This window comes from Luminiphilus sp. nBUS_16, assembly GCF_051201645.1.
Classification (GTDB): Bacteria; Pseudomonadota; Gammaproteobacteria; order Pseudomonadales; family Halieaceae; genus Luminiphilus.
On the sequence record NZ_CP179205.1, the window covers coordinates 1,950,790 to 1,964,114 of the forward strand.

The 13,325-nt window shown below is 53.1% G+C and carries 16 protein-coding genes and 1 other RNA gene; 3 read left to right on the forward strand and 14 right to left on the reverse strand.

Annotation, left to right across the window (positions count from 1 at the left end; translation table 11 throughout):
- Nucleotides 1-34: 34 nt before the first annotated feature.
- Nucleotides 35-634 (forward strand): transcriptional repressor LexA, encoded by a 600-nt coding sequence (lexA, locus tag ACMAY6_RS08675; RefSeq protein WP_435211030.1) that lies wholly within the window; start codon nt 35-37, stop codon nt 632-634.
- A 64-nt stretch (nt 635-698) separates the two neighbouring features.
- Here the strand turns inward: lexA and ACMAY6_RS08680 are convergent, their stop codons facing one another.
- From ACMAY6_RS08680 to ACMAY6_RS08695, 4 genes are all read right to left on the reverse strand, one after another.
- Nucleotides 699-968 (reverse strand): hypothetical protein, encoded by a 270-nt coding sequence (locus ACMAY6_RS08680; RefSeq protein ID WP_435211031.1) that lies wholly within the window; start codon nt 966-968, stop codon nt 699-701.
- Nucleotides 969-1,056: 88 nt separating this feature from the next.
- Nucleotides 1,057-1,521: a hypothetical protein gene (locus ACMAY6_RS08685; protein ID WP_435211033.1), complete on the reverse strand. Its 465-nt coding sequence runs from the start codon at nt 1,519-1,521 to the stop codon at nt 1,057-1,059.
- 5 nt (nt 1,522-1,526) lie between these two features.
- Nucleotides 1,527-4,265: a type I DNA topoisomerase gene (gene topA / locus ACMAY6_RS08690; RefSeq protein ID WP_435211034.1), complete on the reverse strand. Its 2,739-nt coding sequence runs from the start codon at nt 4,263-4,265 to the stop codon at nt 1,527-1,529.
- A 149-nt stretch (nt 4,266-4,414) separates the two neighbouring features.
- On the reverse strand, nt 4,415-4,864 hold the full coding sequence (locus ACMAY6_RS08695; RefSeq protein ID WP_435211035.1) for a hypothetical protein: 450 nt from the start codon (nt 4,862-4,864) through the stop codon (nt 4,415-4,417).
- A 76-nt stretch (nt 4,865-4,940) separates the two neighbouring features.
- On the opposite strand from ACMAY6_RS08695, the gene ACMAY6_RS08700 reads away from it, so the two are divergent.
- Nucleotides 4,941-5,387: a universal stress protein gene (locus ACMAY6_RS08700; protein ID WP_435211037.1), complete on the forward strand. Its 447-nt coding sequence runs from the start codon at nt 4,941-4,943 to the stop codon at nt 5,385-5,387.
- Here ACMAY6_RS08700 and ACMAY6_RS08705 read toward each other — a convergent pair.
- Nucleotides 5,384-5,617: a glutaredoxin family protein gene (locus ACMAY6_RS08705; protein ID WP_435211038.1), complete on the reverse strand. Its 234-nt coding sequence runs from the start codon at nt 5,615-5,617 to the stop codon at nt 5,384-5,386. The two genes, ACMAY6_RS08700 and ACMAY6_RS08705, sit on opposite strands and share 4 nt — an antisense overlap.
- Before the next feature lie 30 nt (nt 5,618-5,647).
- On the opposite strand from ACMAY6_RS08705, the gene ACMAY6_RS08710 reads away from it, so the two are divergent.
- Nucleotides 5,648-6,427, forward strand: a complete 780-nt coding sequence (locus tag ACMAY6_RS08710; protein WP_435211040.1) for a TrmH family RNA methyltransferase — start codon at nt 5,648-5,650, stop codon at nt 6,425-6,427.
- An 88-nt stretch (nt 6,428-6,515) separates the two neighbouring features.
- Here the strand turns inward: ACMAY6_RS08710 and ACMAY6_RS08715 are convergent, their stop codons facing one another.
- From ACMAY6_RS08715 to ffs, 9 genes are all read right to left on the reverse strand, one after another.
- Nucleotides 6,516-7,691 carry a vWA domain-containing protein gene (locus ACMAY6_RS08715; RefSeq protein ID WP_435211042.1) on the reverse strand — a complete coding sequence of 392 codons (1,176 nt, stop codon included), beginning with the start codon at nt 7,689-7,691 and terminating at the stop codon, nt 6,516-6,518.
- A gap of 12 nt (nt 7,692-7,703) precedes the next feature.
- A complete protein-coding gene (locus tag ACMAY6_RS08720; RefSeq protein ID WP_007236460.1) occupies nt 7,704-8,549 on the reverse strand; it encodes an AAA family ATPase in 846 nt (281 codons plus the stop codon).
- Entirely contained in the window at nt 8,546-8,971 is a 426-nt protein-coding gene (locus ACMAY6_RS08725) for a hypothetical protein (RefSeq protein WP_435211044.1), read from the reverse strand. Before ACMAY6_RS08725 ends, ACMAY6_RS08720 begins: the two co-directional genes overlap by 4 nt.
- Entirely contained in the window at nt 8,961-9,227 is a 267-nt protein-coding gene (locus ACMAY6_RS08730; RefSeq protein ID WP_435211045.1) for a YcgL domain-containing protein, read from the reverse strand. Before ACMAY6_RS08730 ends, ACMAY6_RS08725 begins: the two co-directional genes overlap by 11 nt.
- Nucleotides 9,217-10,362, reverse strand: a complete 1,146-nt coding sequence (gene rnd, locus ACMAY6_RS08735) for a ribonuclease D (protein ID WP_435211046.1) — start codon at nt 10,360-10,362, stop codon at nt 9,217-9,219. Before rnd ends, ACMAY6_RS08730 begins: the two co-directional genes overlap by 11 nt.
- The gene (gene recR / locus ACMAY6_RS08740) at nt 10,359-10,970 is read right to left on the reverse strand and encodes a recombination mediator RecR (protein ID WP_435211047.1); all 612 of its coding nucleotides are present in this window, start codon (nt 10,968-10,970) and stop codon (nt 10,359-10,361) included. Before recR ends, rnd begins: the two co-directional genes overlap by 4 nt.
- A gap of 11 nt (nt 10,971-10,981) precedes the next feature.
- Nucleotides 10,982-11,299, reverse strand: a complete 318-nt coding sequence (locus ACMAY6_RS08745) for a YbaB/EbfC family nucleoid-associated protein (protein ID WP_435211049.1) — start codon at nt 11,297-11,299, stop codon at nt 10,982-10,984.
- A gap of 12 nt (nt 11,300-11,311) precedes the next feature.
- Complete coding sequence (gene dnaX, locus ACMAY6_RS08750; protein WP_435211051.1) at nt 11,312-13,057, reverse strand: DNA polymerase III subunit gamma/tau; 1,746 nt, start codon at nt 13,055-13,057, stop codon at nt 11,312-11,314.
- A 39-nt stretch (nt 13,058-13,096) separates the two neighbouring features.
- Nucleotides 13,097-13,193: signal recognition particle sRNA small type (gene ffs / locus ACMAY6_RS08755), an RNA gene on the reverse strand.
- Between the last annotated feature and the right edge of the window lie 132 nt (nt 13,194-13,325).

A 13,325-nucleotide genomic window follows, 5' to 3' on the forward strand; every position in this document is an offset into this window, starting at 1 on the left:
AGCCTGTATAAGTAACCAGCTCAGGAGAGCTTTTATGCTCAAGCTAACCGCACGCCAAGAACAGGTCCTTGACGTTATCAAACGCTGCATAGATGACACTGGCTATCCCCCCACGCGGGCAGAAATCGCGCGGGAGCTTCACTTCAAGAGCGCCAATGCTGCAGAGGAGCACCTCAAGGCTTTAGCTCGAAAAGGGGCGATTGAAATGATCGCTGGCGCTTCTAGGGGTATCCGCTTGGCGGAGACAGAGCCTTCAGGCCTTGCTGTGGTAGGTCGAGTCGCGGCGGGCTCTCCAATACTGGCTCAAGAGCACATAGAAGAACGCTGCAGTATTCCCGCCCACTTCTTTAGCCCAAGAGCTGATTACTTACTACGGGTTTCTGGCGACAGCATGATCAATGCCGGCATTCTCGATGGCGACCTGCTCGCCGTACACAGCACGCCGATCGCTGCTGAGCAGCAAATCGTAGTGGCGCGAATTGATGATGAGGTCACGGTAAAGAGGCTGCATCGGCCCAATAGTCAGCATGTGATGCTGTTGGCCGAAAACGAAGACTACGCGCCAATTGAGGTTGATTTGGCAACACAGGCATTTGCCATAGAGGGTGTCAGCGTCGGGGTCTTACGGCGCTAGCCCGAATTCTTCACGGCAGTTACTGTTTATAAGTTAAATAGCAGCTGCCTGAGTCACGAACCATTCAATGAACCGTCCGCCCTCCAGCGACCTTGGTGCTTTCAGCGTTATCTGCGTCGACTTCAACGCTGCTCATTTCCGCTAGGCGTGCTGCAGCCTGAATGCCTGCTTGAATCATAGCTTTGGCGACTTCAAGGTTGTTTTCCATGAGATAAGCAGATGCCTCGGCAGAGAACTGGATGCTGACAAGTGGCTCAACGCCCTCCTCCTCAGCTCGCTGCAACACAATTTCGCCGTCACCCAGATCGACAATTTCCAACAGAGCGGTAGTCATGTGGAGTCCTTTATCATTGGCGAAAGCTAAATGTTAGCAGCCCAGCTACCGGCATACCACCCACCAATGGTGGATTTCGCAGTCCTGATCAACATTCGTCCAAGCTACTGCTCATCCGGTTGATCAACGCTTCAAGATTCCCGCAAATGCCTTGATAATCTTCAACTTGAAGCCTTGCCACCGTCGACGCCAAGCGGCCCGGGGGCAAGGGTCTTTCAATACCCTGCTCCGGCAGCGTTTGCAGGCGAGCCAGCCAGCCATGCCGCTCCAACTCTCGATATTCCGCAATCTCATTGGGTTCAGCAATACCCAAACTCGGGCCCGGTAATTCTACTGTGCTGTGAGGCGGTTGTTGCGGGAGGGGAGTGAACCTTACAACCGCGAGTAAAAACCAACCATAGGCATTGAGCAGGTGCAGGCGAACCGCCGGGGCAAAGGCTGCCTCAAGAACATTCTTCTCGAGACGGTTGCGACTCAGCTGGTCGCTCCATGCGTCTAGCAGCAGTCGCGCCATGTAGAGCGAATGATTGGCTAAACCGGAAGCACTGCTCAAATGACTCAGTCCCCGTCAGGCGCCGCTGAGCTTTTAGCAGCCGGGGCTTTTTTTGCCGCCGTCTTTTTCTTGGCTTTGGCCTTCTTTTTGGGTGCTGCTTTCTTCTTGATCACTTTAGCCGTCCCCGATTCCTGCCAGGCACCATTGTCAAAAAATGCCTTCCAGCCAGTAGCTTTACCGTCAACATCCGTCATGACGTACTGCTCTTTTGTTTTTCGGCTGTATCGAATTTGACTGCGGTTACCCACGTCATCGGTGAGCGGGGCGTCAAACAGGAAGTGGTACTTGGGGTCTATCTCTCCCTGGTGTGGGATCAATTCGTCGACAAATGGGGGCCGCGTCTCACGATTTTTGGGAAACTTGCTAGCAGCGAGGAACAGGCCTGACGCACCGTCTCTAAGAATGTAGTGGTCCTCAACCTTTCGACAAGCCAACTCAGGCATTGGTACGGGATCCATCTTAGGAGGTGCCGCTTCGCCGCTGCGTAATAGTTTCCGTGTGTTCTTACATTCGCTGTTAGTACAGCCAAAATATTTTCCAAATCTGCCGGTCTTCAGCTGCATATCTGAGCCGCACTTATCGCACTCGATAGTCGGGCCGTCATAACCCTTGATGCGAAACTTACCTTCTTCAACTTCGTAACCGGCACAATCAGGATTGTTACCGCAAACATGCAATTTACGCTGCTCGTCAATGAGGTAGCTGTCCATCGCAGCATTACATAGGCCGCAACGCCGTTTTTGAAGCAACAACCGCGATTCCGCTTCATCATCGGCATCAGCGCTAATAGCTTCGTCACCGGAAGTTAAATTAAGCGTGCTTTTACAGCGCTCTTTGGGCGGCAAACTGTAGCCAGAGCATCCCAAAAACACCCCGGTACTGGCCGTCCTAATTTGCATGGGTCGATCGCAGGTACCGCAGGGAATGCCGGTGGGAGTTGGATCATTCAGCTGCATGCCGTCCGGATCCGGAGACCCCGCTTGATCCAGCTTGCCACGAAAATCGTGATAAAAATCGTTTAGCAAGTCCTTCCAATCTAAGCGACCATCAGCAACATCATCAAGATGCGCTTCCATGGAAGCGGTAAAGCCATAATCCAGTAGGTCAGCAAACGACGCTTGTAGCCGTTGGGTGACAATATCCCCCATTTTTTCAGCGTAAAAACGCCGATTTTCCAAGCGCACATAACCTCGATCTTGAATTGTGGAAATAATCGCGGCATAAGTAGAAGGCCTACCGATGCTCCGTTTCTCCATCTCGCGAACCAAGCTAGCTTCCCCGTACCTTGCTGGAGGTTTGGTGAAATGTTGTTTGGGATCAAGCTGCTCAAGGCTGAGGGCCTGTCCAACGGTCAAGTCCGGCAACTCGGCATCGTCACCTTTTCGCGACATGGGTGGTTGTGCACGGGTGAAACCATCAAATTCGACGACACGTCCTCTAGCGGTCAATCCATAACCGGCGGCGGCGACTGTCACAGTTGTCGAACGGTACCGTGCAGGCGTCATCTGGCAGGCCACGAATTGACGCCAAATTAGCTCATAAAGCCGCTCAGCATCCCGCTCCATTCCTTGTAGATCACTTTGGGTGACTCTGACATCGGAAGGACGAATTGCCTCGTGGGCTTCCTGCGCGCCTTCTTTAGATGAGTAACGCAGGGGCGATTCGGGGAGATAGTCACCCGAATAGTGCTTATCAATGTACTGCCGACAAGCGGCAACAGCATCATTGCTGAGATTCGTAGAATCTGTCCGCATGTAGGTAATGTACCCGGCTTCGTACAGCCTTTGCGCCAAGGTCATCGTCTTTTTAACGCTAAACCCCAGTCGTGTGCTCGCCGATTGTTGCAGCGTTGAGGTAATAAACGGCGCGCCAGGCTTACTGCTTGTCTTGCGCGCCTCGAGATTACTCACCTCATAAGTTGCAGGTTCAAGTGCGGCTACTGCCGCCATTGCCTCGCTTTCAGTTTTGGGAGCAAACTTCTCGCCTTCACGATATTTAACTTCAAACCGAATCGCCTCGAAGCCTTTGGGCAGTAAACTCGCGTGCACTTCCCAATACTCATCGGGAACGAACGCTCGAATTTCTCGCTCACGTTCAACGACAAGACGCACTGCTACCGATTGCACTCTTCCAGCGGAGAGGCCCCTAGCTACCTTGGCCCACAGCAGTGGCGACACCTCAAAACCAACAACACGGTCTAAAAATCGCCTCGCTTGTTGAGCATTAACGCGGTTTGTGTCGAGCTCCGTGGGCTTTTGGAAAGCCTCCTGAATGGCTTTCTTAGTGATTTCATTAAAAACGACTCGTTGATAACGACTTTCGTCTCCGCCGATAGCTTCCCGAAGGTGCCAGGCAATGGCCTCCCCCTCTCTATCCAAGTCGGTTGCGAGATAAATAGCATCAGATTTCTCTGCCAGCCGACGCAACTCCGAAACGACCTTTTCCTTGCCTGGCAGCACTTCGTAACGTGCATCCCAATCATGATCCGGGTCAATGCCCATACGGCGCACTAGCTGCTCGCGCTTCTTTTTTTCCTGATAATGCTTTTTAGCGTCGGGGGCCATTTTCCGAGTAAGTGCGGCTTGAGCAGCGCGCTCCTTTGGGTCCGAGGACGTACTGCTACCCGATGTCGGTAAATCACGGATGTGACCGACACTGGACTTCACGACAAAGTCGTTGCCCAGATATTTGTTAATCGTTTTCGCCTTAGCGGGCGATTCGACAATGACGAGAGATTTTGGCATAGCTATCGGCTTCGCATCCTTAAGCGCGGACTTCGACTATGAATCCACAGCTGAAGGAGCGCATATATACGGTGCGAATTACCCTAAGGTCAAGGAAGAAACTCGAGTTGTTGCGATTTGGTCAATCAAAAAGCCGACTAAAAGCTGTTTCAACGACTTTTTAGTTGCCCCTCGATACCGAGCTGAACCAGCCTTTCAACCCAGCCATAGGCCGTCTCTCCGCCTCTTTCATCCCAAAATACCTGTATGTCCTCTTCGGTGAGCAATATCACATCAATATTTTCTGTCACTGCCTTCACCTCAGTAGGGACCGGGCTGCCGCTTCGTGACTCCCACTCGGATCTGCAGCGAACCCAAAGCTCAGGTTCTGCCCCTCGAACCTCAACATTCAACCTGCGGCTATAACAGACCAGCGCGGCATCAGACCGGCGTTGCAGCCGCGCGGGGATATTTTTGGGTTCTCGAAGCTGAACGAGGATCCCAACCTTGCGTGCGCGTTCCCGAAAATCAGCGATTGCTCGCTGATGCTTGCTAGGCAACATGCTCAATAACGGTCCCAAGGCCACCGCGATTGTGATAAAAATAATAATATAAACCAAGTTAGAACCACCCCTGTGCTAGGTTGGCAGGATAAACCAAAGGCGCCCGAGCGCGCGATTTGTGGAGAATTTGGTCATGGCGTATCACAACATCCTTGTCGCGGTTGATCTTGGAGCGACAACAGAGAGACTTCTGACCGCCGCTAGAGGGCTCATGGCAGACTCAGATTCCGAGGTTCACGTTCTACATGTCGTAGAACCCATCAACATCAGCTATGGCGCTGACATTCCCATGGATCTCTCCACCATTCAAGATGAGATCTACGACCAAGCCTCCGAGCAGCTGACGCAGTACGGTGAATCTTATGGCATTCCGGAATCCCACAGGCATTTGGCAATGGGCCATCCCGAGGCTGAGATCGCTAACGCTGCGAAGCAACTTAACGCCGAAGTCATCGCCCTGGGACGGCACGAGCGTTACGGGCTCGCGCTACTGCTAGGCTCAACAACAGATGGAGTCCTCCACCATGCGGGGTGTGATGTATTGGCTGTTCATGTTGACCCGCCTAACGAGGAATCTTAAGGACTTTCACTGAGCCAGTGCGCGAGAGCTTGCCCATCAAATGGCCAACCCAGCTCTCGCCCCGAGGCATCCGCAACCACAGGTATTCTTATACCGTAACGCTCGATCAGCGCTAGCTCCTCTTCAATATCGATAGCAGAGAAGCGAATTCCAGCGTCTAGTAATATCGTTTCCGCATGCTCACATAAATGACAGCCCGCGGTCGTGTAAAATGATAATGGCTCAGCCACCTACCCCACTCCTTGGTTAACGTTGACTTTATGTCCGATCATCCCACCTTAGAAAACCGCCATCAGATTTTGACTATCTACGGACGCAATGCTGTGTTTGAGGCACTCTCTGATTCGACTATCTCATGTCTGAGGTTGCATTGGGCCACCAGCAACCAAAAATCTTCAGCGACAAACCGAATCCTACAAGCATCAGAAGCGCGGGGAATTCCAGTCAGAGAACACACGCGCAAAACACTCTCACGCATTTCTCGCAACGGCAAGCAGGATCAAGGCGTCGCCTTGGATATTACTTGCGACAAGTTTGGCAGCCTGGAGCAGCTTCAGGATCAGGTCTCTCACTCTAAGTTGCGCATTTTAGCGCTGGATGGAATTACCAACCCGCAAAACGTGGGCATGATGATCCGATCCGCCGTCGCTGGGGGGATTGATGCAATACTTTACCCGAGGAAAGGAGTGGCGACTCTAGGGCCACTGGTTATCAAAGCGTCAGCGGGTATCGTTTTCAAAGCACCCATCATCTCCTGCGAAACACTAGCGCCCGCCTTAGAGCAGTTGCAAGGCGCTGGCGCCGCCATTGCTTCCCTAGAGGGTGACAGCACCACGTCACTCTTCGACTACCACCCCTCGAAAAGTGTTGTTTACGTGCTCGGGGGTGAAACTGACGGGGTCTCGTCCCAGGTGTCCTACCTCGCGGACGTAAAACTGCACATACCTATGGGTGCCGGAGTAGAATCGCTAAACGTTGCCGTTGCGGCATCCCTCGTTGCTTACAGTGGCTACGTAACTGGCTCTGAAGGCACGCCCTAGTCTTCCAGCAACCAAAGCCACCTCGCATTCCACGCTGCGAATACTCTTTACAGCGCGGTGGGCATCAATTGCCAGATGTATCAAGCTGTCACTTGGCGAGGGAACCCATCGCGTCTTCTAGGCCGCCCAACGTAAGGGGAAACATATTCCCTTCCATCAGCTGGTTGGTGATCCCAATTGACTGCGTATATTGCCATTCATCCTTGGGCACCGGATTGAGCCATACACATTTGCTGTAGGTGTCTCTGAGCCGCCGCAACCACGACTCGCCGGCCTCTTCATTCCAGTGCTCCACTGAGCCGCCCGGCTGAACGATCTCGTAGGGCGACATCGACGCATCACCCACAATGACCACTTTATAGTCGTGGCCATATTTATGCATGAGATCAAGTGTTGCGGTGCGCTGGTTATGGCGGCGAATGTTGTTCTTCCAAACACTCTCATAGACGAAGTTATGAAAATAAAAATACTCGAGGTGTTTAAACTCGGTGTGCGCTGCCGAGAACAGCTCCTCACACACCTTAATGTGAGGGTCCATAGACCCGCCTACATCAAGAAACAGCAGCACTTTGACCGCATTGTGGCGCTCAGGAACCATCTTGATGTCCAACATTCCAGCGTTGCGCGCGGTGGAACTGATCGTGTCGTCAAGGTCGAGCTCATCCGCAGCGCCGGTGCGAGCGAATTTGCGTAAACGCCGCAGCGCGACCTTAATGTTACGCGTGCCTAGCTCAACGCCGTCATCATAGTTTTTGAAATCACGACGATCCCAAACCTTTACTGCACGCTTGCTCTTGCTGTCACCGCCAATACGGATACCCTCGGGATTGTAGCCATCGTTACCAAAGGGCGATGTGCCCTCAGTACCTATCCACTTATTGCCGCCTTTGTGCTTTTTTTTCTGCTCCTCAAGTCGCTCCTTAAACGTCTCAATCAGCTTCTCTAGGCCCCCTAAGGATTCAATTTTTTCCTTCTCTTCGTCAGAGAGCTGCTTAATAAATTCGGATCGAAGCCAGTCATCGGGGATTAGAGCCTCAATGACATCATCGAGCCCCTCCAATTCACGAAAGTGCAGTCCAAAAGCGCGGTCAAATCGGTCGTAATATTTTTCGTCTTTAACCATGACCGCACGAGACAGGTTGTAGAAGGCATCAATGTCAGCGAAGGCGAGATTGCGTCTCATAGCCAAAAGCAGGTCCAGAAGCTCCCGGGGAGTCACGGGGATACCGGCATCCTTCAAACCATGGAAAAAATTTACCAACATGACACCAGCCCCTTAGCGCGTTTCTCGCCGATGCATGAAGGCCAGCCGCTCAAGCAGCTGCACGTCCTGCTCGTTTTTCAGCAAAGCGCCGTACAACGGCGGGATCGCCTTACTGGCATCTCGATTCTTGAGGACCTCGTCCGGAATTTCATCGGCCATTAACAGCTTCAACCAATCAATGAGTTCTGAGGTGGAAGGTTTTTTCTTGAGGCCAGGAATCGAGCGCAGCTCAAAAAATACTTCAAGGGCTTCAGCAACGAGGTCTTGGGTAATGCTCGGATGATGCACGTCGATAATCTCACGCATCGTATCTCGGTCAGGAAAATTGATGAAGTGAAAGAAGCATCGGCGTAGGAATGCATCGGGCAGCTCTTTCTCATTGTTTGACGTAATGATAATGATCGGACGCTGCTTAGCTTTGATGGTCTCCCCAGTTTCGTACACAAAGAACTCCATACGGTCGAGTTCTACCAGTAAGTCATTAGGAAATTCAATGTCGGCCTTATCCACCTCATCGATAAGCAAGACCACCTGCTCGTCCGCGTCGAATGCCTCCCACAATTTGCCTTTTTTGATGTAGTTGGCAATATCCTGAACTTTGCCATCACCCAACTGGGAATCCCTCAAACGGGAAACAGCATCGTATTCGTAAAGGCCCTGCTGCGCTTTAGTCGTCGACTTGATGTGCCATTGTATGAGGCGCATGCCCAGCCCGGCGGCGACTTCCTCGGCTAGCATGGTCTTACCTGTGCCGGGTTCACCTTTGATGAGCAAGGGACGCTCGAGATTAACGGCAGCGTTAACTGCCATACGAAGATCATCAGTGGCGACGTAACGTTCAGTACCAGTAAATTTCATGAGATATCTCGGTGTTGAGTTGATTGGAAATTCTCCGGTTGTACGCCGGAAGATGGAAGGTTGGATGCATGCTCGCGCTGAGACCCAGCGTTTTTTGTTGGAACAAACCATAGCGATAAGGCGGCCAAAGCGACACCGACTGCGCTACTGGCAAACAGCACCCAAACCGCATAACGCGCCGAAGACCAGCCGTCGAGAAAAGCGGCATTGAACAGCGCAACGATAAGCGCTGGCGCTAATGAATTCGCCTCGGGATTAGGCGCCACTGGCGTAAGCAATAATGCGAACAGCAGGCCCATCAATATACGCCTGTAGGCCCCCGGCAATCGAACCAGCCAGAACCGATGGATCAAGAAGAGCGATACTAAACCTGCACCGCAATAACAGAGCATCGCGATCAGATAGGATTCGCTAGTGAGCATCTGACGACTCCATGGTCTCAGCTTTTGGGCCCGGCGGAAGCTGCAGGAAAAAACCTTGCTGACTGAGGGCAGCGAGCACTTCCTCCGCCTCATAGCGGGCCAATTTACGCCCCGCAGTCAAATTTAGCGACAGTGCCAGCTCGGGAGAGCCAAAGGTTTGACGAAGTACTTCCGGTAACTCATCAAACTTCGCCCCTCTAGGCAAGTAAAGGTAGGTGTCCTTCTTGCGGGTACTACGAAATACTTCAACCAGCATGCATATGCCCCCCCAGCAACCGCTGCGCTTCGAGCTCGAGGGGCTCGATAACTGCCAATTTACGCCAGCCCTGCCAATGGGGGGGGCGCGGCAGAGAGCTAGTGCCCGAAGCGAAACTCGCCAGTAATTCTAGCTCCCTCGAGGGCATCAATATTTCAACATTCATACCGAGTTCCTCCGCTATCAATCCCATGGCAGGGACAAGCGACTTAGCAAGTTTTCGCACTCGGCTGTTTGCAGGCGTTGGTAACGGTGCCGGCGGATCAGTGAGTCCACGCTCGCTGGCGGCCTCGACAAGGGCTAACAACCGTTTGCCCTCTTTGCGCACAACCCCCGCGGGTATAGCGTCAGCATCGGCCAGCTGCGGCATCGAGGTCGGTATCTTTTTTGCGATGTCCAGAATCACCTTGTCGTGCAAGATCCAATTTCGAGGCCGATCTCTATGTCGCGCCTGATTCTCGCGCCAATCGATCAAATCAAGCAAGACCGCGAGTTGTTGCGAGTTAAGCTTCCAAGCCGATTTAAACTTCGCTAAGGGCCCCCGACCGCCTGTTACCATCCCGGCGCTTTCCTCAAAGACCCAAGGTAAGCAACCACTGCCTTCAGCTCGAGTCGCGAGTATTGGCCAGCATTGCGCCAAAAAAATAACATCCTGCATCGCGTAGTGACACTGCGCATCGGTGAGCGGACGAACCAGCCAGTCAGACTGAGTCTCGTCTTTGGCAACATCAACGCTTAGCAGGTTCTGCACAAGGTCTCGATAACTCAGACCAAAGCCAAGACCCAGCATTGCTGCTGCCTTTTGAGTATCAATCATGGGTCTAGGTAGAACACCCAGCCAACGCTCAAAAACCTCGAGGTCTTCACTGGCGCTGTGCAAAACCTTGACGAGGTCGGTTTGTTGGAACAGCGCCTGCAGCGGCTGCGTATCCGTAAGGGTAAGGGGGTCAATCAGCCAACACTGGCCAGCAGCAGAAAGCTGTAACAGTGCGACCTCGGGATAAAAGGTGTCCCGCCGCCTAAATTCTGTGTCCACGGCAACGAAGTCTTCTTTTGCGATCAACTGTGCCATCTGAGCAAGCGCCGTCGTATCCCTCACCCATTGGCAGGGCATATCACCGGGCTGAACCGTCAAGAGCCCTCTCCCGGCAGCGGAGTGCGTCCGCTCAGCGCATGCGCAAGGGTTGACGCGTCTAGATATTCGAGCTCTCCACCCAGCGGAACTCCGTGAGCGATCCTCGACACAGTAATTCCCTCCTGCTGGGCTCGCTGCGCAATATAAAACGCCGTCGCCTCCCCCTCGACCGTTGGGTTGGTGGCTAGGATCACCTCACGGATCCCCTGCAACTGAAACCTTTCCTCTAGCCGATCGAGACCTATATCCTCTGGACCAATACCGTCAATGGGAGACAGATGCCCCATCAGAACAAAATATAACCCTCTGAAACTTGCAGTTTGCTCCAGCGCCATGACATCTCCTGGCGCTTCAACGACGCACAATAGACCCTGATCTCGTCGAGGATCAGAGCACAACTCGCAAAGCTCAAGTTCTGTGAAATTTCTACAAGAACCGCAGCGGCCAACACGCTCCAGTGCAACAGACAGTGCCTCGGCTAGCGTTTCTCCGCCCTCCCTATCGCGTTCGAGAAGGTGCAACGTCATACGCTGTGCCGACTTTGGGCCAACCCCAGGCAAACACCGCAGGGCCTCTATGAGGTCATTAATTGACGGAGAAAGCTTCATTTATCAATAACTTATATAGGCATCTTAAAGCCATCTGGAAGGCTCATACCTGCCGTCACAGACGCCATACACTCCTGAGCGGCTGACTGCGCTCGACGAACTGCATCATTAACCGCTGCAGCCAGCAAATCCTCTAAGATCTCTTGGGGTTCCTGCATCAAAGAAGGGTCAATTTCGACGCCGGCCACCGCCATATCACCCCTCATGCGCACCTTTACCAGACCGGCTCCAGACTCACCTGTGACCTCAACCGCCTTGACGTTCTCTTGCGCCTTCGCCAACCCCTCTTGCATCTGTTGGGCCTGCTTCATCAAGTTACCAATTTTCATGCTATCTACTCTTTATTGCCTGGGTCTGATACTGCCATCTACGACTGTGCCATCAAACTCGACCAGCAAAGCTGTGAGCTGAGGATCTTGTTCTAGCGCTAGCTCTGCCTCGCGCTGGCGCTCAGCGGCTTGTAACTGCCGCAGCTGAAAGGGCGTTGCATCGCCCACCTGCCCCACCGTAACAGAAACCTCAACGGGCAGTGTCAGCAGCTGGTTGAAGGCCATTTCCAATGCAGCCACCTGCCGCTCCTGGAACAGTGAGGCATTGTTACTGTCTAGCACGAATTCAAGCCGACGCTCTCGCACTGCAACCAACTCGCAATGCAAAGCGACACTCTGCGTAATACCCACGAGACCAAGCTGATCAAAGAAAGAAGGCCATGAACCTGTGGTTGGCAAATCAACCATGACGTCTGCGGGTACTTGCACAACGCTGGGCGGTGACGGGTGGTTTCCTGCAGCTGATGCCTCTTCGGTCCCTGCGGGGGCCTGCTCAAGCGCTGCTGCCTCTTGCTCTCCCGCTGCCTTCTGTTCTGGTACTGCCTTCTGCTGTGATACTGCCTTCTGCTCTGCCGCTGACTTCACCACCGGCGGCGCCGGTGGATCAGGCTTTTTTCTGGGGGACAGATCTCCTGACGGGCTGCCATCACTGGAATTTTTCGGAGTGGGAGCCTCTGCGGGCCGGAAAGCAATCATGCGCAGCAATGTCATCTCCAGAGCAATACGAGGATCTGGAGCTACGGGTAAATCCCTGCGACCTGCAATCGCAAATTGATAAAACAATTGCGTTTCATCAAGTGAGAGAGACGCCGCCAACTCTCTCAGTGTATTTTCTTCCGCCGTATCCCCCGACAAACTTGCAGGGACCATTTGCGCCAACGTCAACTGGTGCAGCAAGGAAATAACTTCTTCTAAAGTAGAGCCGTAGTCTGGAGCGTGCTCAGCGATACCCTCAACGCAGGACAGTATCTCGGCAGCATCCCCCTGCACCACCTTCGCTATCAGCTCCAGCACACGTCCCCGATCCACAGTGCCCAACATATCCCTGACATCATTTTCTTGCAGCCGACCCGAACCATAAGCAATTGCCTGATCGGTTAGGCTTAGGGCATCACGCATTGAGCCGGCCGCAGCTCTACCGAGTAGAGTCAGCGCCGGGGGCTCGAACTCGACAGACTCGTCACCCAGAATTTTTTCAAGGTGCTCTACGACCTGCTCTGGCAACATGTTTTTCAGGTTGAATTGTAAGCAGCGAGACAAAATAGTCGCCGGCAACTTCTGAGGGTCAGTCGTCGCCAACAAAAACTTGGCGTGAGGCGGCGGCTCTTCGAGGGTTTTCAATAAAGCATTGAAGCTGTGGTTAGACAACATGTGCACTTCGTCGATCAGGTATATTTTAAACCGTGCTCGACTGGGCGCATACTGTACGTTATCCAGCAATTCGCGAGTGTCCTCCACTTTGGTACGGGAAGCCGCATCAACTTCAATAAGATCCACAGAGCGCCCTTCCGCGATCTCACAGCAGGATCCACACTCACCACAAGGCTCTGAGCTGACGCCAACCTCACAATTGAGGCACTTAGCCAATATTCTTGCAACGGTTGTTTTACCAACACCTCGGGTACCGGTAAAAAGGTAGGCATGATGCAGCCGGTCGTAATCGAGCGCATTGACTAGAGCACGCAACACATGCTGCTGGCCCACCATTTCATGAAACGTGCGGGGCCGCCATTTTCGCGCTAACACCTGGTAACTCATAGACCCATTGCCGATTGTCACCCGAATAAATGGAGGTGACCCGAGCAGCCACACCCCGGCACCCGAATCAGTAACTACCGTTGCTCCCTTCCGGGCCTGGCGGAGTTCATTACCTATCGCTGCGAGGGGACCACCCGAGTCACCATAACGCCCGCGGTTTGCGGGCCGCGTAGTGTCGCGAAAACAAGCCTGATCCGCAACTTTAAGAGCACCGTAAGTCCAACTATTCGATGTAAATGCCATTTACATGAATGTGAATCCCATTTAC